Origin of the sequence: Alcanivorax jadensis T9 (assembly GCF_000756655.1) — a bacterium.
GTDB lineage: Bacteria > Pseudomonadota > Gammaproteobacteria > Pseudomonadales > Alcanivoracaceae > Alcanivorax > Alcanivorax jadensis.
Window position 1 is genome coordinate 509,548 of record NZ_ARXU01000001.1, and the last position, 20,617, is coordinate 530,164.

Below are 20,617 nucleotides of genomic sequence, written 5' to 3' on the forward strand. Positions count from 1 at the left end.
GCGATGGGTGAAAGCCATTAACCCGTCATTGGCCAAGCCGGCTAAGACATCCTGCTGGAATTTGTGCAAATATCCGGCAAAAGTGGTGATTTGGCCATGCGCGAACTGGCCCTTCCCGGTAGCATAGGCGCCTGTTTTTTCAGTTCCGCCAGTACGGAGTAATCGGCATGACCTGGTTGAAATCCCGACGTCTGCACTATCTTTTGGCCATGACAGCGCTCTTCTTCAGCCTGATGGTCATCCTGCGGGCCATTTTCTATTTTGGCTTCTCCGAGGTACCGGGTAACCCGGATTATGAAACCGGCGCCATTCTCAGCGCCCTGGGTATCGGTCTGCGCTTTGATCTGCGTCTGGCCCTGCTGCTGATGCTTCCCCTGGCTGCACTGGCCTATCTGCCGCGCTTCAATCTGCTTAACAGCCGCCTGATGCGTCTCCTTGCCCATGGCTATCTGATCATTGCGCTGGCTCTGCTAGGTCTCACCTATATTCTCGACTTTGGCCATTACGCCTATCTCGGTGAACGGCTAAACGTTACCGCCCTGCGCTTCATGCAGGACACTCGGGATTCCACCCTGATGGTGTGGGAAAGCTACCCGGTGATCTGGATTACCCTTGGCCTGGTTGCCGGCGTGGCCGGCAGTTACTGGCTCGCTCGTATCGCCGAACGCAAACTGCTGCAGCGGACGGCTGCCGGCATCTCCGGATTCCAGGCCACCGTCGGTTTTCTGGTCTGCTTTACCCTGTTCTTCTTTGCCATTCTTGGCCGGGTCAGCAACATCAACATCCTTAACCCCATTCCGCTGCGCTGGAGTGAAGCCTTTGTGTCCGGCGACCGGGCCATCGGCGCCCTGGGTTTGAACCCGGTCCTCTACTTTCGCGACACCCTGCTGATTCCCGTGTCCCCTTTCGACAAGGAACAGGTCGCCGAGTATTACCCGCTCATTGCTGATCATCTCGGCATTCCCGAGGATCAGCGTCAGGATCTCAATTTCGTACGAACGGTGGAGGTGCAGAGTCACAAGCTTGACCATGAGCGCCCGCCGAATGTGGTTTTTGTGATGCTGGAATCTCTGGGTGCAAGCCGTGTCAGCAGCTACGGCTTGCCGGTGGAAAGCAGCCCCAATCTGGACCAGCTGGGACGTGATGGCTGGCGCTTCGAAAATTTCTATGTGCCAGTGACTGGCACCGCCAAGACTATCTGGGCCACCTTTACCGGCATCCCTGATGTGGCTCCCACCGAAAGCGCCAGCCGCAACCCGCTTACGAGCCACCAGCGGACGGTGCTGAATGAATTCGAGGGCTACCGGAATTTCTATTTCATTGGTGGCAATGCCGGCTGGGCCAACATTGACGGCCTGGTGCAACAAACCATTGATGATCTGGAGCTATATCAGGAAGGTGACTGGCAATCGCCGGACGTGGACGTGTGGGGCATTTCCGACCTGAACCTGTTCCGCGAATCCAACCAGATTCTCGCCGACCTGCCGGATGATCAGCCGTTCTTTGCCTTCATCCAGACCGCCGGTAACCACCGGCCTTTCACCATCCCGGACAATAACGGTGACTTCCAGCCACGCACGGACCTGTCCGATGAGCAGTTGGCCAAATACGGCTTCCGCAGCGCCGCCCAGTTCAACGCGGTACGGCTACTGGATTACAACGTGGGCGAGTACATGAAATGGGCCCGGGAAAGTGATTATTTCGACAACACCATCTTTGTGTTCTTTGGTGATCACAGCAACCGCATCACCACCCTGCCCCACATGCCGGCCATGGATCAGCTGGGGCTGGAAAGTCATCATGTGCCGCACATCATTTATGCTCCCCGCTACCTGAAACCCAGAGTGATTGAGGAGTCGGTGGGCCTGGTTGATGTGCTACCCACCGTTGCCGGTATGCTGGGACTCAACTACCGCAACACCACCCTGGGTCGGGATTTCCAGATTCCCGCTCCGGAAGGAGACCGCGCCAATTTTGTGGTATTGCAAGAAGGCCCCAGCCCCATCTACGGCATGGTCACGAAAGATTTTCTGGTCCGCATGAATGCGGATGGCAGCAACGCCACCTTGCATGATCTGCATAGCGACACCCCCAAACAGGACGTGGCTGCAAAGCACCCGGAAGTCTTCGAGCGGCTGTTCAAACTGGCTCGCGGGCAATACGAAACGTCTCGCTACATGTTCTACGACAACGTGGACGATTAAGCCACAGGCCCTTGTTCGCTACCCATGACGCCCTCAGACTGAGGGCGTCATTATTTATGAGCTAAACTAAGTGCAACCACGGGAAACCACCGACACCGTCATCATCGGCGCTGGCGTCATTGGCCTGGCCATCGCCAGTGAACTTGCACCCTCCAGATCTGTTGTATTGCTCGAGCAGGAAAGCCGTTTCGGCGAACATCTTTCTTCCCGCAACAGCGAAGTCATCCACGCTGGCCTCTACTACCCGCCAGATTCCCTGAAAGCTCGCCTGTGCCTGCGTGGCAACGCCCTGCTGTACCAGTACTGCCAGGAACAACAGATTCCCTATCAGCAGTGCGGCAAGCTGATCGTCGCCTCACAGAGCCAGCAAGAGGCGCTGGACAATCTGTACCGTAACGCGATGGAGAGTGGCGCCACAGGACTGCATCGGTGCAACCAGTCATGGCTGCGTCAGCAGGAGCCATGGTTACAGGCCAGTGAAGCCCTGCTCAGCGAGCACAGCGGCATCCTTGATAGCCATGCCTTCCTTTCAATACTGGCTCAGGAAGCGGAGCGCCAGCATGCCCTGCTCTGTTATCGGCACCGGGTGCAGCGGATTGACTGTGGCCCAGGGGATTTCCTGCTGCAGGTAGAAAGTGACGACACAACCTTTGAACTCCGTTGCCAGCACTTGATCAATGCCGCAGGCCTCCATGCCGTTCCCTTGCTGAAAGACTGCAACGGCTTTCCCGCAGAAAAGATTCCCGAACAGCGGCTGGCCCGAGGCAACTATTTTTCCCTCAGCGGGGGCAGCCCCACCCGGAGGCTGGTCTACCCGCTACCGGAAGCAGACGGACTGGGTATTCACCTCACCGTAGACCAGGCCGGCAATGCCCGCTTCGGCCCGGATGTGGAATGGATCAAGCACAGGGATTACCAGGTCAACATCACCCGGCTACCGCAATTCGAAGAAGCGATACGACGCTACTGGCCAAGCCTGGACGCCGACAGACTCACCCCTGCCTACGCCGGCATCCGCCCCAAGCTGTTTATGGAAGGAGAACCCTATCGGGATTTTCTGATACAGGGAGAAAAGGAGCACGGCATCAAAGGCATGATCAACCTGCTCGGCATTGAATCACCCGGGCTGACGGCGGCACTGGCCATTGCGGAAGATATCGCCAACCTCGGTTAAGTTTACGTAGGCTCAGTGCACCCTACGCTCAGCGGAAATTGAGAGCGGCATCAGTGATGACGCCCCATGACCCTTCCCGCCAAACGCGTCACCCAGCTAGCAGGCAATACCCGCACCAAAGAGACCATGATTCGATACAAGGCACCGGGAACCACCACCGCTTTCCCACTGGCCAGCGCCTTCAGCCCGGCCGCTGCCACTACGTCCGCAGGCATCATGGCTTTTTCCAGATCCGGGTCCATCCGCTCACGGGCGATGGACGAAAACTCGGTGCGGGTGCCGCCGGGGCACAGTGCCGTCACCACAATGCCCGCTGGCTTGAGTTCTTCGTGGAGAGCACGACTCAGATGCAGCACACAGGCCTTGCTGGCTGCATAGGTGGCCATGCCCGGGATCGGAAACCAGGCAGACACCGAGCTCACATTGAGCACCCAGCCCTGGCCCCGTTGCGCCATGGGCGCGGCAAACCGCTGAGTCAGCGCCAGCAGGCTGCGCACGTTTACATCGACCATGCCCAGCTGATCCGCTACCGGTAGAGACAACAGCGGCTTCTGGAAACCAAAACCCGCATTGTTGATGAGAATATCCACCTGCCGCCCGGCTGCCTGCGTCTGGGCATACACCGCCTCGGCCGCTTGCGGATCAGACAGATCAGCGGTAATCACATCAACGGTGACCGACGCCAACTCCCCGGCAAGAGAATCGAGCCGCTCAGTGCGCCGTGCTACCAGAATCAGGTTGCAGCCCACAGCAGCCAGTTGCCTCGCCATCTGTTCACCGATGCCGCTGGAGGCGCCGGTAATTAACGCGGTTTTTCCCGAAAACATTTTTTGCTCCCGCTTTCAGCTTTGTCTGTCCTGACGAAGTTCAAGACACCAGTAGGAACGTAGCGTAGCGGAGTAACGCCCGCCAGGGCGGCCCGCAGGGTGAGCGCAGCGAATAATTCCCTTCCAGGGGACGAACCTCTCGAAGCGAGACGACCGAAGGGAGTGATTTACAATTCCCAAGGGACAAAGACAGGTCCAGGTACGTTTGCGGCATCTGAACCGTTTTCCTCGCTGTCGCTCGGTTCGTCCCTCAAGAGGAACTCCTACAGCGGCTTCGTAGGAGTTCATTATTTCGCGTAACGTTTGGGTTTTCGCCACTCCATTGAGCGCAGCTTGTACCTGAAAACAAAAAACCCGGCACAAGGCCGGGTTTTTTGTTGGTGCGGGAAGCAGGCTTTTTACAGCTTGCCGTCCAGCTCCGGTACTGCTTCGAACAGGTCAGCCACCAGGCCGTAGTCCGCCACCTGGAAGATGGGGGCTTCTTCGTCCTTGTTGATAGCAACGATGACCTTGGAGTCTTTCATGCCGGCCAGATGCTGAATGGCACCGGAGATGCCCACAGCAACGTACAGGTTCGGCGCAACGATTTTACCGGTCTGACCGACCTGCATGTCGTTGGGTACGAAACCTGCGTCGACGGCAGCACGGGATGCACCCACGCCAGCGCCCAGCTTGTCAGCCAGCTTGTACAGGATTTCAAAGTTCTCACCGTTACCCATGCCACGACCACCGGAGATCACGATCTCGGCAGAGGTCAGCTCGGGACGGTCAGACTTGGCCAGCTCTTCACCCACGAAGGAGGAGATGCCAGCGTCTTTAACAACGTCCAAGTTCTCAACAGAGGCGGAACCGCCTTCTGCTGCAACGCCATCGAAGGAAGTACCACGTACGGTGATCACTTTCTTCGCATCGCCACACTTAACGGTAGCGATAGCGTTACCGGCGTAGATCGGGCGCTTGAAGGTATCAGCGTCGACCACGTCGGAGATTTCGGAAATCTGGGCCACGTCCAGCAGAGCAGCGGCGCGGGGCGCGAAGTTCTTGCCGGTGGTGGTGGCAGCAGCCAGGATGTGGCTGTAATCGGCGCCGACTTCGGCAACCAGATCGCCAATGTTTTCGGCCAGCTGATGCTCGTAAGCATCGTTGTCAGCGCACAGTACCTTGGAAACGCCATCAATCTTGGCCGCTTCTTCAGCAACAGCGCCACAGCCTTTACCGGCTACCAGCACAGTGATGTCGCCGCCGATCTCTTTGGCAGCAGCAACCACACTCAGGGTGACCTTGTTGAGCGCGGCGTTATCGTGTTCGGCGTAAACTAATACACTCATCAGATCACCTTCGCTTCGTTCTTCAGTTTCTCGACCAGCTCGTCAACGGAGCCAACGATGATGCCAGCCTGACGCTCGGCCGGAGCTTCCACACTGACAGTGGTCACACGCGGAGTCAGGTCAACGCCCAGATCAGCGGCTGTTTTGGTATCCAGCGGCTTCTTCTTGGCTTTCATGATGTTTGGCAGAGACGCGTAACGCGGCTCGTTCAGGCGCAGGTCAGTGGTAACCACTGCCGGCAGGTTCAGCTCAACAGTCTGCAGGCCGCCGTCGATTTCACGGGTAACCTTCACTTTACCGTCGGCCACGTCCACTTCAGACGCGAAAGTGCCCTGCGGCATACCGGTCAACGCAGCCAGCATCTGGCCGGTCTGGTTGTTGTCGCCGTCGATAGCCTGCTTGCCCAGAATAACCAGCTCAGGCTTCTCTTCGTCAACGATGGCTTTCAGCGCTTTGGCGATGCCCAGCGGCTGAACGTCTTCGTCAGTTTCTACCAGGATAGAGCGGTCAGCGCCCAGAGCCATGGCAGTACGCAGTTGTTCCTGAGCGGTCTTGGGACCGATGGAAACAGCAACGATTTCGGTAACCACACCCTTCTCTTTCAGACGTACCGCTTCTTCTACAGCGATTTCACAAAAGGGGTTCATGGCCATTTTGACATTGGCGAGATCAACACCAGTGTTGTCAGCCTTCACGCGAACCTTGACGTTGTAATCAACGACTCGCTTGATGGGTACAAGAACCTTCATAGGATCCTCGGAATGTTCCATTGGGTGACATGTAGAAGGAGGCGATAATTGACGCCGTTGCCGGGTCCACCCCCGCGAAAGAGCCGCTATCTTGAACGCTAGGTTAAAGCAGGTCAATAGGCCGAAAATCTGTAAGCGAATGATTTTGCTGCAAATAGACCACACAAGGTGTCCACTTTTCGTGACTTTGCAGTCGGCCATTTCCTTGTAAATCAACCAGCTAGCAAGGGATAATCCGAACACCTGTTTGAAATAGCTGCAGTGCGCCGCCCCGCCGGATCAACACCCGGTAACAATGCAGCGGGCGTTGCGGCCAACCCAGGCAGTGGTGCGGTTTCGCCTATCTCTATATACTCCGCGCCACCCCAAGGCTGGCCCCAGGCAGCTGCTGAGAAAGGTTTTTCTGTGGCAGAGTGTTTCAGAACCCCTTTCTCAGTGGCTTCAGGGCCGAACACGCAATCGATAGCGAGGAGACAGGCTGTGGAACGCGAATCTATGGAAGTCGATGTAGTCATCGTCGGCGCCGGTCCTTCCGGTCTGGCAACCGCCTGCCGTCTGGGCCAGATCGCCCAGGAAACCGGTCAGGAAATCAGTGTGGTCGTGGTAGAGAAAGGCTCCGAAGTCGGTGCCCATATTCTCTCCGGTGCGGTGCTTGAGCCGCGCGCCCTGAACGAGCTGTTTCCCAACTGGCAGGAAATGGGCGCTCCGGTGAACACCAAGGTCACCGGCGACGAGATCTACTACCTCACCGGCCCGGAAAAGGCACAGAAAGTGCCGAACCTGTTCGTACCCAAGACCATGCACAACGAAGGGAACTACATCATTTCCCTGGGTAACCTGTGCCGCTGGCTGGCAGAACAGGCCGAAGGTCTGGGCATCGAGATCTTCCCCGGCTTTGCCGCCAGCGAAGTACTCTACAAGGAAGATGGTTCGGTGAAAGGTATCGCCACCGGCGATTCCGGCATCGGCCACGACGGCGAGCACAAGCCCAGCTATACCCCCGGCATGGAGCTGCACGCCAAGTACACCATCTTCTCCGAAGGCTGCCGCGGCCACCTGGGCAAACAGCTGCAGGAAAAATTCAACCTGCGCGAAGGCACCGACCCGCAGCATTACGGTCTCGGCATCAAGGAACTGTGGGACATCGATCCGGCCAAGCACCAGGAAGGTCTGGTAGTGCACACCGCTGGCTGGCCGCTGACCGAATCCGGCTCCCCGGGTGGTGCGTTCCTGTATCACATCGAGAACAACCAGGTTGCCCTGGGTCTGATCACCGACCTGGCCTACTCCAACCCGCATGTCTCTCCGTTCGACGAGATGCAGCGCTGGAAGACCAACCCGGAAATCAGCAAGCACCTGGAAGGCGGCAAGCGTGTCTCCTACGGCGCCCGTGCCATCTCCAAAGGTGGCCTGCAATCCCTGCCGAAGATGACCTTCCCCGGTGGTCTGCTGGTGGGCTGTAACGCTGGCACCCTGAACTTCGCCAAGATCAAGGGCACCCACACCGCCATGAAGTCCGGCATGATTGCCGCAGAAATCCTGGCAGAAGCCCTGAAAGGCGGCCGTGGCAGCGACGAGCTGACCGAGTACAAGGACGCCTTCGACAAGAGCTGGGTACACGAAGAACTGCACGCTCAGCGCAACTTCGGTCCTGCTCAGCACAAGTTCGGTAACTTCATCGGCTCTGCCTTTGCCTTCGTGGACATCAACCTGTTCAACGGCAAACTGCCGATCACCATGCGTGACACCACCCCGGATCACGCTACGCTGAAGCCGGCAGATCAGAGCAAGAAGATCGACTACCCGAAACCGGACGGCAAGATCACCTTCGCCAAGTTGGACAGCGTATTCCTGTCCAACACCAACCACGAAGAAGATCAGCCGTGTCACCTGACGCTGAAAGACCCGAACGTACCGCTTGAGGTGAACCTGCCCAAGTGGGACGAGCCGGCCCAGCGTTACTGCCCGGCGGGTGTGTACGAAGTGGTCGAGGACGAGAACACTGGCGACAAGCGTTTCCAGATCAACGCCCAGAACTGCGTGCACTGCAAAACCTGCGACATCAAGGACCCTACCCAGAACATCAACTGGGTGGCTCCGGAAGGCACCGGCGGCCCCAATTACCCGAACATGTAATTGACCGCACGGCTTCCGTGTTGCAAACAAAAAAGGCGCCTTCTCAGGCGCCTTTTTTGTGTCTGGTCAGTCGCCAGGAATCGTAAGACTTCGTTTTGCAAGCAAAGCTCCAACGGTAAATCGCTGCCCCGTTGGAGCCTTGTTCACAAGGCGAATCAGGCGCCTTGCTGTGCCTTCACATCCGCATCAGACGCAACGCTCAGACCGGCTTTCTTTGCAGCCGCTGGATCACACGGGCTCGCTGCTCCGCGCGATTCTTGCGCAGGCGATACCAGGCCAGCCGAATGCGATAGTCCAGAGCGTCCATCAGTTCCAGTGGTGGCATGGCCGGCATGTGCAGGTCCGGCTTGCGGGACTGAATCCGCTGGGGAGCTTCCAGTGTGTGGGGGTCATTGCGTTTCATGGTCTCCTCCCTGTTCGAGAACGTTGTGGAGTGGCTGGGTTGTGATTGGCCTCCATGATGCAATCGGGTTTACTATCAGTAAATCGAAAAGATCTTTACCTATCGTTCAATTTTTCTGAAAGGTGAATCATGCCTCCGGACAGCCCTCTTCAGCCCCTGCTGGACACGGAAATCCTGCGCAGCTTCGTGGCCATCGCTGAGACCGAGAGCTTCACCCAGGCCGCTGCCGAAGTGTTCCGTACCCCCTCTGCCCTGAGCATGCAGATCAAGCGGCTGGAACAACAGGTAGGCCAGCGACTGTTCCTGCGCGAAGCCCGCCGGGTAAGTCTCACGGCCGAAGGCGAAGCCATGCTCGGCTATGCCCGGCGCCTGCTGAAACTGAACCAGGAAGCCATCAGCCACTTCACCGCCCCGGAGCTGGAAGGGACCGTAAGACTGGGAACACCGGACGATATCGGCACCCGTATCCTGCCCCAGGTACTGACCCAGTTTTCCCGCTCCCATCCTGCAGTACAGGTAAATGTGATTGTCGGTCGCAGCGCCGACATGCTGAAGCAGCTGGATGCGGGCAAGCTGGATCTGATTATGGTTACCACCGGCAAACAGGCCCGCCCGGCACGGGGGGAAGTGGTGCATAGCGAACCGCTGGTCTGGGCCGGCGCACAAGGCGGCATCGCCGTCAGCCAGACTCCCCTGCCCCTGGCACTGGCCAGCCAAGGCTGCCCCTGGCGCAAGATGGCCCTGGAAGCTCTGGACCGCAGTGATCACCGCTATCGGGTCGCCTACACCAGCGAACACTGCGCCGGCCAGGAAGCCGCCATGCAGGCCGATCTGGCCATTGGCCCCTTCCCCCTCAGCCTGATTCAGCCTCCCCTGCAGCAACTGGGCGATGAATACCAGTTACCGGAGCTGGGCGATTACCAGATCGCCATGCTTTATCGAGGGGAAGAAGGCTCTGCCACTCATGTACTGGCCGGCCATGTGCGCGCTGTTTTCCGCGCATTGCGGCTATAAGCGTTCAGAAAAAGCCACAATGATACAAATAATTAATTTTGTCTCATTGTTTGATGGCGCACTCCTCGCTAGCATGAAATGAAACAGGCGTATGAACCACCACGCTGACTGCGAGGACAGAAAAACAATGACAGCTCAAGCCAACCTGGAAAGCCGCCAGGCCCGACTGGAACACGAATGGCCCACTCCCCTCACCGCGAGGGAACTGGACCAGCAATTCCCCGGTATCTTCGATGGCGCCATGCTGTTGGCCGGTGGTGCCAACATCATCCTGCAACTGGCCCTGCCAGCGGTGGGGTATGGGGTAGCGGAAAGCCGCGTGGAAAGTGGCTCAATCCTGCATCATCCGATCAAACGCTCGCGCACCACCTTCACCTACCTGGCCGTCGCCATGATGGGCACCAGTGAAGAGAAGCTGGCCTACCGCAGGGCAGTGAATCGTTCCCATGCCCAGGTACACTCCACCGAAGACTCACCGGTGAAATACAACGCCTTCGATGAAAACCTGCAGATGTGGGTCGCCGCCTGTCTCTACTGGGGCTTCGTGGACACTCACCAGAAACTCCATGGGCCAATGAGCCGGGAGGAACAGGAAACCTTTTACCAGCTGGCCCACCCGCTGGGGACCACCCTGCAAGTGCGGCAGGATACCTGGCCGAAAGACCTGGAGGCGTTTGACGCCTACTGGCAGGAGGGCCTGCAGAAGCTGCACATCGACGAGCGCATCCGCCAGTATCTGATGATGATCGCCGACCTGACATTCCTCAGCTCGCCAACCCGGTTTCTGTTGGGGCGTTTCAACCGGTTTGTGACCACCGGTTTCCTGCCAGCCGAGATTCGTGAGCAAATGCAGCTGGAATGGAATGACAAAAAACAGCGGCGTTTCGAGCGTACCGTGCGCACCATTGGCCGCATCAGTCTGCTGCTGCCACGCGTCATCCGGCAAGCGCCCTACAACCTGGTGTTATGGGATTTCCGCCGCCGCCTGAAGCATGACAAGCCGCTGGTTTGATACCACCGCACCCCGTTGGAGCCTTGCTCGCAAGGCGAAGCGCTGAATCTGACCCTTCGCTTTGCAAGCAAAGCTCCAACGGCTTAATCCAAAAAGACAGCCAGTTCCGACGCCGTAAGCTCCCGCCACTCACCCGGTTTCAACTTTTCATCAAGCACCAGGTTGCCAATCGCCAGCCGATGCAACGTCAGCACTTTGTTATCAAAACGCCCGAACATGCGCTTGATCTGGTGATAGCGGCCCTCGCACAGCCACACGTCAGCCTCGAACGTGCTGCGGATCTTCAGCGTAGCTGGGCGCGTCACAATGCCCTCGTACTCAAACCACATACCCTCGGCGAACGCCGCCACGTACTCTTCGGCTAACGGCTTTTCCACCGTCACCCGATAATGCTTACTCACCTGATTCTCCGGCTGACTCAACTGCCGGGACCAGTCGCCATCATTGGTCAGCAGCACCAGGCCGGTGGAATTGAAATCCAGCCGCCCGGCCAGATGTAATCCCTCTCGCTGATCCTCCGGCAACAGATCCAGCACCGTGGAGTGGTGATCATCCCGGGTGGCGCTGACCACCCCGGCGGGCTTGTTGATCATCAGATACCGAGCCCGGGTTGCCTGCAGAATCTCACCATCGCAAACCACCACATCAAAGGGGCCGATCCGTCGCTGCCGGTCACGCTCCACCTCGTCATTCACCTGCACGCGCCCGGCAGCCAGCAATAACCGAAGATTGCTTCGGCTGATTTGCAGGCGGGCGCTGAGAAACCGGTCAAGTCGATGGAATCGGGAGGTCATGGAGACATGATAACGGAGCAGGCAGCCTCCGTAATGTCGGCTGACAGAGCGCCAGATCAGGCTCTCTCATGTTTGCGGGAAGGTGACATCAGGTTGCCATAACGGCCCCGAGATGGGGCCGTTATGGATTTCTCTGGTTCAAGAACTAGATAGAGACAGGAAAATGCTGATCGATCAGATCCTGCGTCACCGCCGTGGGTATATTGATCAAGCCAATGCCCGTATCGGAATAACTGCCCTCATCCGGGAAGTTGGCCAGGTCGATGACCTCAAAACCGGTCCGGTTCTGGAAGCTGCGATCCATACCACGGTTCATGATGTCACTGGCCACCGCCGGGTTGTGGTGTCCGGTGGGAATCAGGAACCCAAGCAGACTGTGCAGCACTTCATGGGCCAGGGTTTCACCGATGAGTCGACCGACAATATCAATTGCCAGTTGTTTGAGGCGAAGATCGGTAAAATCCAGCCCCTGCATCTGCTGCACCACTTGGCGGGTAGCGTCATCCACATCCCCGGCCGCGCCGCTGGCAACCGCATCATCGAACGCCCCGGGCCAGACGGAGATAGTCTCGTCGTACACAGTCGCTCCGATACCGCCGGTCCCCGCCAGCGTTTCGCCAGCGAGTCCCGGTGAGGGCGGATTGCCCCGTAATGTGGCGACAGTCAACCGGTTTGCGGCGGCACCGCCCGCTGCAAACTGGGCCGGCAATGCCTCATTGAATGGCGCCATTTCCCAAACAGTGCGGACATTCGCCGTCCTCAACAACAGGTCACAGGTTTCCTTGGCCGCTCTCAGCACCGATGTTTTCACATCATCCAGGCTATAACTGGTCAGTACCGCATCAAACGCCGCCGCATCCTCACGCACGGCGATAAACTGCGGTACGGACAAGGGCACCTTGATGCTCGCTAGTGCTGTCCCTGCAGTGTCTCTCAGGGTGTAGTCCAGCTCCTGCAATCCAGGAATCAGCGGCGTGACGGTGATGCTGTCATCCTCTTGCGACGACAATGCCATAGAGGCGGGATTGGGTCGGGTCCAGCGACCGGTTGACCCTTCCGGCTCGCCTTCCACATTCACCGAAAGGTTCAAGGCGCCACTTTTGTCACCGGTGGCTGGACCAAACGCAAGGCCATCACGGGAGGTCGGTGCAGTGAGGATGATCACCGGCGCCGTGCTGTCTGGCATTCCGGCAGCCGTCCCCCCCAGCAGGGAATTGGTAATAGCGTTGCCCTGCCCTTCACTCAGCAAGCCACTTTCCACCGCCCGTCTAACGGTTTGCACATGATCACTGACCTGTGACGGAGAGCTCTGGCGCACCATCTCGCCGGTGAGTGCCTGCAAGGCCCCATTGTCGCCCGCACTGCCAGTTGCCGCCCCGCCATTGCCACCGGAGCCTGACGGCGCGGATTGAATTCCGCTGGTGCCGGAACTGGCCGTGGCCGGCTTACCGCTGGAGCCGATGGGAACACCGGTATAGGCAGAAACCAGACCGCGAACCACATCGCCGGCGATGGCATCCATGGCTGCGCGGTGTTGGCGGGTGCTGGTGAACGCTTCTTTCGTGGCGTTATCAATAAACTGCAGCAGTTCCGCTCCCCGGGAAAGGTCACGGAAAATATCCGGCGTGCCCATCACATTCAGGCCTGCCGTCATGCCATTGGGGTTGGGTACCGCCGGCGCGTTCTGCAAATTGATCATCGGCGTGGCGAAATCCGAAGGCCGGGTGTCACTGCCCTGTGCCCGTGAGCCCGGGGAAATACCGGTAATCTCCGGTGCCGACTTCTGGCAGGATTGGTCAGGATCAATAAAGCGTTCCACATCCCGTTTCTCTGTGGCGTTGCAACAGGACAAGAACACTTCCGCAAAGACGCCCCGGGTAGGCAGGCTGACCATACGACTGGAAACCACGTAGTTGGGCGCATCAATCTGAACCAGTTTGTGGCCCTCGAGTAATTCGAACGCCACATAATTGCCGAGCACCCCCACTGGCTTGTTGACGATACTATCCAGCAAGGAATTTCCCTGGAACTGGAAACGATCAAAGCGCATGGCGCGACGATCCGGGTCCTCCATATACCAGATGGCCCGCAGGAAACGCATGGGGCGGGACTGGATATAGGCAATCAGGGACTTGAGTTTGCAGTAGTCTTGATGCTCACGACCACGGTAACCATCAAAGTTGATGGTCGGCGGTGTGATGTCCAGAGAGACATGAGGATTGTCATTACTCAGCGTCACATTCGGCTGCACGACCGTCAGGCGGAAACTCTGCCGCTCCGGCACAAACCGGGAACGATCCGTCCGGGCCGTGATCTCGATACGAGTCAATTTGTGATTGAGGGTCTGCTCGAGCAGATCGTTGAGACTATCCCCCAGCAAACCGAATATGCCGGTGTTGCCGGTAACCCGTGCTGACTCAACCGGATCAAAGCCGATGCGGACGGCCTCAATATCATCGGCTCTTACCGGATCAGAAATAAACTCCACGGGAGCCTGGTCCGCACTGCCACCCCGGGGTGTCAGCGGAAAGCTCTGCCCGTCATTGGTTTCGATACTGATCGTCAGGCCGGGGCGCCAGGCCTTGTCCAGGCGAATATTCCACCGAGAAAAGGTGGCATAGGGGGTCTCGATATCGTACACATCACGGCAATGCAGCAGTCGCGACAGCGATTCAAACGCCCGGCTATAGCTGCGCGGGACCATACGACGAAGCAGGCGGGAGTGGCGATCAAGAAACCGGGTGATGGGCCGGCTCGGTGCCAGTCTGAATTTATTGAAGCTGGGAATATCATCAAAAATGGCGTCGTCGATATCATACGGCACCAACACCACCGGCTTCTCTTCCACCAGTTCGGTTTTTACCGAATAGTGGGACAGCACCTGAAAGTACTGCACCGTCATGGCGTGATTGCGATTATGGTTGTGCACCGTGCGAGTCTGAATACGCTCGGATTCCCGCTGCGAGGACGTTGTCACCACCGTTGAACGTTGCGAGCGAATGGACGACGCCCGCTGGGTGACTTCATCGGAGATATCCTGGACCGTGGACGCCTGCAGGCTCCGTCGCCCGGTGGTAGTACTGGAGGTCTTACCGCCGCCCCCACCAATGCTGAAAAAGCCCAGATCCAGGCTGGCACCACCACCGCCACTGCCGGATTCCCCGGTCTGGCGTTCGGTGAGCACCGAATCAACCACCTCCTCAATCGCACGGTCATGGTTCAGTTCATGTTCCATCTGCTCGCGCTGGACCCGTGACTCGACCCGCGTGTCACGCTGTGTTCTGGACCAGTCCACAAACGCCAGATTCACATGCTCACAGGGCGCCAAAGCCAGCGAGTACAGTAACTCGCCCAGTCCCCTGCCCACTGGATACCAGCCCTGACGATACATATTGACCGTACCCAGAAGCAGGTTTCCCCCGGTCAGGCCATAAACCGAAGGGGACTCATCGCCAAAGGGAATTGGCGACTGCACATCCTGGCGAGAGATTCCTTTCTGACGAAAGTTCAGCAGAGGTTCGTTCAATCGCACAATCTGCCGAAAATGATATTCCCGCGCCGGAAACTCCGTGCGTGGGCGCAGGCAGCAGTTGCCGTCAACGTGCTCTTCATTCAACCCAAAAGAGCGAGGGGAGTTCTTGATATCAATATCGTCCGGATCTTCGATGGTCCCTGGAAGTTCCGGCCCATCCCGACCCGGGAAACGCGGCTTCAGTTTGTCCAGCAGTTCCGGGCGAATCACCACTTGGTGGGGAACCCCCAGATCACGGTGGGTGGCAATGGACGCATTCAGCACCGGGGTGCGCTGAATATCGCCGCCGTCTTCATGGCTGCCGCCTTTGCCGACGACAATGTGCATATCACTGATACGCGTGATCGGGAAATTGCCCAAATTCACTGAGGCATAGCCGAACTTGTTGGTATGGCCGTTACGAAGAACCAATACCTCGCCGCTTTCGGCATCCTTCGCTTCCAGGCGAAACGGCACATTCTCCGCGGCCTGGCCCTCTTCGCTGTTCACCAGCATGCGCACCTTGCCAAGGGTCTGGACGGGCTCGGCAACACCATCCTTGACCACCCGCCCCTGGCGTGGCCACTCGCTACTGATGGGAGTGAGGCTCTGGTATTTTGCTTCACTCAGCTCAATGTTCATGGTTTCAAACTTGGCCGCTTTGACCACGGCAGGAATCTCGGCCAGTTCCGCCTGTGGGCGACTTTCCAGGCCAAGCGCGCTGGCGATTTCCGGGGCGCTGGCAGCTTCATTCTGCAGCTCGATCAATTCGTCGCGAAGCACTTTGATTTTGCGATCAAGGCTGGCGGCACCAGCCTCATCACCGCGTTTTTTCATCGCTTTCGATTCGGCCTCAAGCTTGCTGATACCGGCATCAAAGCGATGAACACGATGGGTCAGTGCATCAATATGTTTTTTGGTGAGAGAAAGAGACGGGGAAGCGTCGTCGCTTACAGAGCGATCGTCCGTTGCCATTTTGACCTCCGTGTCATGGCTGATATGTGCAGTGCGGCGATTCTGCCGTCACCGTTGCAGAAAAACGAAGCGGTTGCTTCGTCATTTCTGCCCTCGCATTGTGAACCTAACCAGGCCCTAATCTGCTACGTCCATCACGAATCCGGAACAAATTTGGAGCACTTTCGTTCCAAATAACCGCCCGGCACGGGCTTGCCCTTTTCCGGCCCATTTCGCCCCTGGCACAAAAGTGTTCTCTTTCTGATTAGGTCGCATAGGAATGCAGGACGCCGTCTGCGGCAAGCAGCCGCGATCTGGCAAGGGGAGATCAAGCAGAATCGGTCGTGGCGCGGGCCGGATGGATCCGGCTCACTTACTGGTAACGTTTTCCCTGGTGTTTCAACCAGCCATCCACATGACGGCCTTGTGGATCATGGTGGGTCCAGTGGACCACCCCACCCCGCTCATTCCACTCGTATTCGCCGTAGAAGCTGACGCTCTCGCCCTCACGCAAATCGGGGATGCGAGGCGCCAGATCGATGTTATGGGCGATCAGAAGGGTCTGGCCAGAGGCGAGCTCAAGAATGAATTTCTGGTGTCGGCTGCCTTCATTGTCGTCCGGCAGTACCTTGACCACCCGACCGGCGCCTTCCACCTGAACATCGCTTTGCCGGTTTTCATAAGCCGCCTGAATAACCTGATCACCGGCAACCGCGGCCGATGCCATTTGCGGGGCCTGAGAGGGAGACTGGCTGACGGCGCTGTCATCTCGAAGGTTATCCAGCCCATACAGTGCCAGCACTGTCACGGCTGCAGCGATAACCGGGACCATTTTTTTCATCGACTTCTCTCTGACCTGTTTATTCCCCCCTTTTTTACCACAAGCCATCCGCAATGCCAGACACCCCATACACAAAAAAAGGGGCAGCCCAGGCTGCCCCTTCCTTTTAGCCATCCACTCAACACACCGTCAGGCTTCCACGGTTTCCTCGGCATTCGCACACACAAACTCATAATCCGTGGAGCGCACGTTGCGGGTTTGCAGCCAGTAGCGCCAGGTGGAGCCCGGCCACAGGGCGAAGTTCTTGCCATCGTCCTGTTGGTACCAGCTGGTGCAACCGGAGGTCCAGGTGGTACCCTGCAGGCGACGCTGCACGTTGGTATTAAAGGCTTCCTGGGCTTTCGGTTTCACATCCAGATAATCCGCGCCTTCCTCGCGCAGCAGCGCCATGCATTGCAGGATGTATTTCACCTGGCACTCGATCATGAACAGAATCGAATTATGGCCCAGGCCCGTGTTCGGCCCCACCAGCATGTACAGGTTCGGATAGCCGCTGACGGTAACGCCGTAATGCGCTTCCGCGGACTTGGCCCAGTCCTTATGCAGATCATGGCCCGGCAAACCGGTGAGCGGAAAGTCTTTCATATAGATACGTGGGTCCACCACAAAGCCGGTGCCGAGGATGATGCAGTCCGCGTCATGCTCTACCCCGTCTTCCGTTACCACGCTGTTGACTTTCACCTCGCGGATACCGGCGGTAACCAGCTCCACATTGTCGCGGTTGAACATGGGGTTCCACTTGTTGGAAATCAGCACCCGCTTGCAGCCGAAGTTGTAGTCCGGCGTCAGCTTTTTCGCCAGGGCCTTGTCCTTCACTTGCAGGCGGATGAATTGCTTGCACAGGGTACCCAGCAGTTGCGCCGCCTTCGGGCTGGAAGCCGGGGCCACCCGGGATTCATTGCTCCAGTACAGTCTGGCCCGATGCAGTTTGCGTAGCGCCGGGAAGCGTTTGAACAGCCGCTGCTGGATTCCCCAATAGCCACGCTCATCCCGGGGAATCACCCAGGCCGCGCTGCGCTGGAACACGGACAATTTTTTCACCTTGGGCGCAATTTCCGGGCAGTACTGAATGGCGCTGCCACCGGTGCCGATGGACACCACCTTCTTGCCCACCAGATCATAGCCATGATCCCACTCGGCGGAATGCATCACCTTGCCCTTGAAGCGCTTGAGCCCCTTGATGTTGGGCACATTCGGCACATGCAACGGGCCGGAGGCCAGCACAAAGTGGCGGCAATCGATGGTCATGCCAGCAGCGGTGCGCACGGTCCAGCGGCCGGTAGTTTCATCAAAATGGGCTTCGTTCACTTCCTGGTTGAACTGGATAAAGGGCCGCAGCTGATACTGCTCCACGGTGTCGAGAATGTAGTTCTCGATTTCGTCCCGGGGCGCATAGCGCTTGCTCCAGTCCGCCTTGCCGGCGAACGAAAAGGAGTACAGATGCGACTGCACATCGCAGGCCGCCCCCGGATAGCCATTGAAGTACCAGGCCCCGCCCACTTCCGCCGCCTTTTCCAGGATCACAAAATCCTCGTTGCCCGCTTCACGCAATTTAATCGCCATGCAAAGCCCGCCGAAACCGGCGCCCACGATGGCCACATCCACGGAAATCGTCTTTGCTGAAATCTTCGCTTTACTGGTCATGTCCTTGCCCTCCTCAGGCGGCTTTCAGCCGGTTCACGTCAAAGGCCGCCACTTCGTCCATCAGTGCCTCGGCCTGGTCCAGGAATTCCCGGTTGTCATGCATCCAGGGGTGAAAGCCGGGGCGGAAGAAATCCAGCCAGTCCGGCAGGGCCCGGCGCAGCACGCCCGGGCGCCCCACCGTCAGGTTCAAAACTTTCCACCAGCCCTTCAGGTTCGGCAGGCCGCCGCTCTTGGCCACCATCACCGTGTAGAACGGCAGGTACAGGCTCCAGAACAATGCATTGGCCAACAGGAATGCCCCAACTCGCAGGCCATAGGCCTTGATGCCCTTGCCCACCACCTGCTCGAAGGCATCGAAGCACACCGCCTTGTGCTCAGTTTCCTCAATGGCATGCCAGCGCCAGATCGCTGAGTAATGCGGGTCCACCCCTTCCATCAGTTCGGTATTGCGCAGCAGCATGTCCCCCAGCACGGCGGTCAGGTGCTCCAGTGCCACCGTGGCGGCCAGTTGCACCGAACGCGGCGCCTTCTTCACCAGCTCCAGCAACCGCACCACCACCGCATCCATGGCCTCGATCGGCATCCCCTCAGCCACCAGTGCCTCGTTGTATTCCTCATGCTCGCGGGTGTGGAAACCCTCCTGGCCGATAAAGGCCGAGACCTGTTCTTTCAGGTGCGGGTCGGTAATTTCCTGGCGGTAGTTGCGCACGCTCTGGATAAAAAAGCGCTCCCCCGCCGGAAAGAAAATCGACAGGGTGTTATAGAACTGGGTGATATGCAGACCGCCCGGATTCCAGCTCAATGCCTTACCGGCGGGCAGACCGAATTTGAGATTCCGGCGTACCGGATCAACCTGAATTGTCATTGTCATGCCCCTTGAACAGATCGGATTGATCGGATGCTAGGGCCAGAACAACGACAGGCTCAATGGTTACATTGCCTAATGTCACGGTTTGTTGATATGGGTCAAATCAGGCGGGAAGAGGAATACATACAGACAAATATCGTTTACCAAAACAGAGGAATACGCAGGGCAGGACGACTAAATTCCAGGACAGCCTTCTGGCGCTAACGGCATACGTCAGCCAGATAAGACCACATACCCGTAGCGGATTGACCACTAGCTCCCGGGCTGCAAAGGTCGAAGCCACACCAAAACCCAGGAAAACCACACTATGCGTTTGATCGGATTACTGCTGGCCCTGCTGGCTGTGGGCTGGCTGGTCACAACTCAGCTGAAAAGCACCCCAACACCGAGCCTGGACGCCGAAAACGGTGCCGGCACCGCCGTTCAGGCCCCTCGTAATGCCGAAGAGCTGAAGGCCTTCGAAGACCAAGTGACTCGTTTGTCGGATCAGCAGAACGCCAAGACCCGAGAAGCGTTGGAGCAGATCCAGTAGACACCGCATTACGATTTAAAAAAAGCGGCGATCCGGACGGCGATCCCTGTAGGAGCGCCGCTTGAGGCGCGAACAAACGAGCCATCTGGCAACGTTTGAATCCGATCAGCCGTTGGACCGCTGCGAAAGAAACACCAAGCCAAAGAACAACATAAAGGCCAGATCATTGAGCCCGTAGATGCTGTAGAACACCCCGGCAAACAGATCCTGCTCATACACCGCGCCAAGACTATGGTTCGACATCCACAGCCCCCACACCACCACATATACCAGCTTCTCCACGGCAAACGCCGCCGCCAGCCAGCGGATATTGCCCTGGATAAACGCCGCCCCCAGATAGGCCAGCCCCCATACCACAATCATCAGCAGCCCGAAGTTGGACATGACCACCGGATCGGCCTGATTGATAGCGTCATTGGTGAAGACACGGGAGAAAAGGAGGACGCCGCCGATGTTCATCAAGGCGGCGGCGATGAAACCGTTTTTGATCAGGGTGGCGTTCATTGTTTCTCCAAAAGGTTTCAGGATTATTTTGATTTCATTCGGTCTGCCAGGGAACGACAAGATCACCATTTCTACGCTGGCCCGGAAGCCTGCTGTAGGAGCGCCGCTTGAGGCGCGAAGAG

At 57.9% G+C, this 20,617-nt stretch carries 16 protein-coding genes; 6 read left to right on the forward strand and 10 right to left on the reverse strand.

Going from position 1 to position 20,617, the window contains the following annotated elements; all coding sequences use genetic code 11:
* Window positions 1-167 precede the first annotated feature (167 nt).
* Together T9A_RS02355 and T9A_RS02360 are read left to right on the forward strand one after the other, a co-directional pair.
* Window positions 168-2,204 carry an LTA synthase family protein gene (locus T9A_RS02355; protein ID WP_035244712.1) on the forward strand — a complete coding sequence of 679 codons (2,037 nt, stop codon included), beginning with the start codon at window positions 168-170 and terminating at the stop codon, window positions 2,202-2,204.
* 70 nt (window positions 2,205-2,274) lie between these two features.
* On the forward strand, window positions 2,275-3,378 hold the full coding sequence (locus T9A_RS02360) for an NAD(P)/FAD-dependent oxidoreductase (RefSeq protein ID WP_035244713.1): 1,104 nt from the start codon (window positions 2,275-2,277) through the stop codon (window positions 3,376-3,378).
* A 50-nt stretch (window positions 3,379-3,428) separates the two neighbouring features.
* On the opposite strand, the gene T9A_RS02365 is transcribed toward T9A_RS02360, so the two are convergent.
* The 3 genes from T9A_RS02365 to T9A_RS02375 all read right to left on the reverse strand — a co-directional run bounded on the left by T9A_RS02365 (window position 3,429) and on the right by T9A_RS02375 (window position 6,282).
* Window positions 3,429-4,205: an SDR family NAD(P)-dependent oxidoreductase gene (locus T9A_RS02365; protein WP_035244714.1), complete on the reverse strand. Its 777-nt coding sequence runs from the start codon at window positions 4,203-4,205 to the stop codon at window positions 3,429-3,431.
* Window positions 4,206-4,603: 398 nt separating this feature from the next.
* Window positions 4,604-5,533 (reverse strand): electron transfer flavoprotein subunit alpha/FixB family protein, encoded by a 930-nt coding sequence (locus T9A_RS02370; RefSeq protein ID WP_035244716.1) that lies wholly within the window; start codon window positions 5,531-5,533, stop codon window positions 4,604-4,606.
* Complete coding sequence (locus T9A_RS02375; RefSeq protein ID WP_035244876.1) at window positions 5,533-6,282, reverse strand: electron transfer flavoprotein subunit beta/FixA family protein; 750 nt, start codon at window positions 6,280-6,282, stop codon at window positions 5,533-5,535. The genes T9A_RS02370 and T9A_RS02375 overlap by 1 nt, the downstream gene beginning before the upstream one ends.
* Window positions 6,283-6,762: 480 nt before the next feature.
* Between T9A_RS02375 and T9A_RS02380 the strand changes: the two genes are divergently transcribed.
* Window positions 6,763-8,418, forward strand: coding sequence for an electron transfer flavoprotein-ubiquinone oxidoreductase (locus T9A_RS02380; RefSeq protein ID WP_035244718.1), 1,656 nt, complete (start codon window positions 6,763-6,765; stop codon window positions 8,416-8,418).
* 199 nt (window positions 8,419-8,617) lie between these two features.
* Here T9A_RS02380 and T9A_RS02385 read toward each other — a convergent pair whose 3' ends face one another.
* Complete coding sequence (locus tag T9A_RS02385) at window positions 8,618-8,821, reverse strand: hypothetical protein (RefSeq protein WP_035244720.1); 204 nt, start codon at window positions 8,819-8,821, stop codon at window positions 8,618-8,620.
* A gap of 129 nt (window positions 8,822-8,950) precedes the next feature.
* Here T9A_RS02385 and T9A_RS02390 point away from each other — a divergent pair, with 129 nt between their 5' ends.
* Both T9A_RS02390 and T9A_RS02395 read left to right on the forward strand, forming a co-directional pair.
* Window positions 8,951-9,835, forward strand: coding sequence for a LysR substrate-binding domain-containing protein (locus T9A_RS02390; protein WP_035244721.1), 885 nt, complete (start codon window positions 8,951-8,953; stop codon window positions 9,833-9,835).
* A gap of 127 nt (window positions 9,836-9,962) precedes the next feature.
* Window positions 9,963-10,847 (forward strand): oxygenase MpaB family protein, encoded by an 885-nt coding sequence (locus tag T9A_RS02395; RefSeq protein WP_084573363.1) that lies wholly within the window; start codon window positions 9,963-9,965, stop codon window positions 10,845-10,847.
* 83 nt (window positions 10,848-10,930) lie between these two features.
* Here the strand turns inward: T9A_RS02395 and T9A_RS02400 are convergent, their stop codons facing one another.
* The 5 genes from T9A_RS02400 to T9A_RS02420 all read right to left on the reverse strand — a co-directional run bounded on the left by T9A_RS02400 (window position 10,931) and on the right by T9A_RS02420 (window position 19,456).
* Entirely contained in the window at window positions 10,931-11,641 is a 711-nt protein-coding gene (locus T9A_RS02400; RefSeq protein ID WP_035244723.1) for a pseudouridine synthase, read from the reverse strand.
* 145 nt (window positions 11,642-11,786) lie between these two features.
* Window positions 11,787-16,127 carry a hypothetical protein gene (locus T9A_RS02405; RefSeq protein WP_035244725.1) on the reverse strand — a complete coding sequence of 1,447 codons (4,341 nt, stop codon included), beginning with the start codon at window positions 16,125-16,127 and terminating at the stop codon, window positions 11,787-11,789.
* A gap of 352 nt (window positions 16,128-16,479) precedes the next feature.
* Window positions 16,480-16,947: a DUF3465 domain-containing protein gene (locus tag T9A_RS02410; protein WP_035244727.1), complete on the reverse strand. Its 468-nt coding sequence runs from the start codon at window positions 16,945-16,947 to the stop codon at window positions 16,480-16,482.
* A gap of 129 nt (window positions 16,948-17,076) precedes the next feature.
* On the reverse strand, window positions 17,077-18,591 hold the full coding sequence (locus T9A_RS02415; protein WP_052042440.1) for a flavin-containing monooxygenase: 1,515 nt from the start codon (window positions 18,589-18,591) through the stop codon (window positions 17,077-17,079).
* A gap of 13 nt (window positions 18,592-18,604) precedes the next feature.
* Window positions 18,605-19,456: a metal-dependent hydrolase gene (locus T9A_RS02420; RefSeq protein WP_035244729.1), complete on the reverse strand. Its 852-nt coding sequence runs from the start codon at window positions 19,454-19,456 to the stop codon at window positions 18,605-18,607.
* A gap of 310 nt (window positions 19,457-19,766) precedes the next feature.
* Here T9A_RS02420 and T9A_RS02425 point away from each other — a divergent pair, with 310 nt between their 5' ends.
* On the forward strand, window positions 19,767-19,991 hold the full coding sequence (locus T9A_RS02425; protein WP_035244731.1) for a hypothetical protein: 225 nt from the start codon (window positions 19,767-19,769) through the stop codon (window positions 19,989-19,991).
* A gap of 105 nt (window positions 19,992-20,096) precedes the next feature.
* Here T9A_RS02425 and T9A_RS02430 read toward each other — a convergent pair whose 3' ends face one another.
* A complete protein-coding gene (locus T9A_RS02430) occupies window positions 20,097-20,495 on the reverse strand; it encodes a hypothetical protein (protein ID WP_035244733.1) in 399 nt (132 codons plus the stop codon).
* Between the last annotated feature and the right edge of the window lie 122 nt (window positions 20,496-20,617).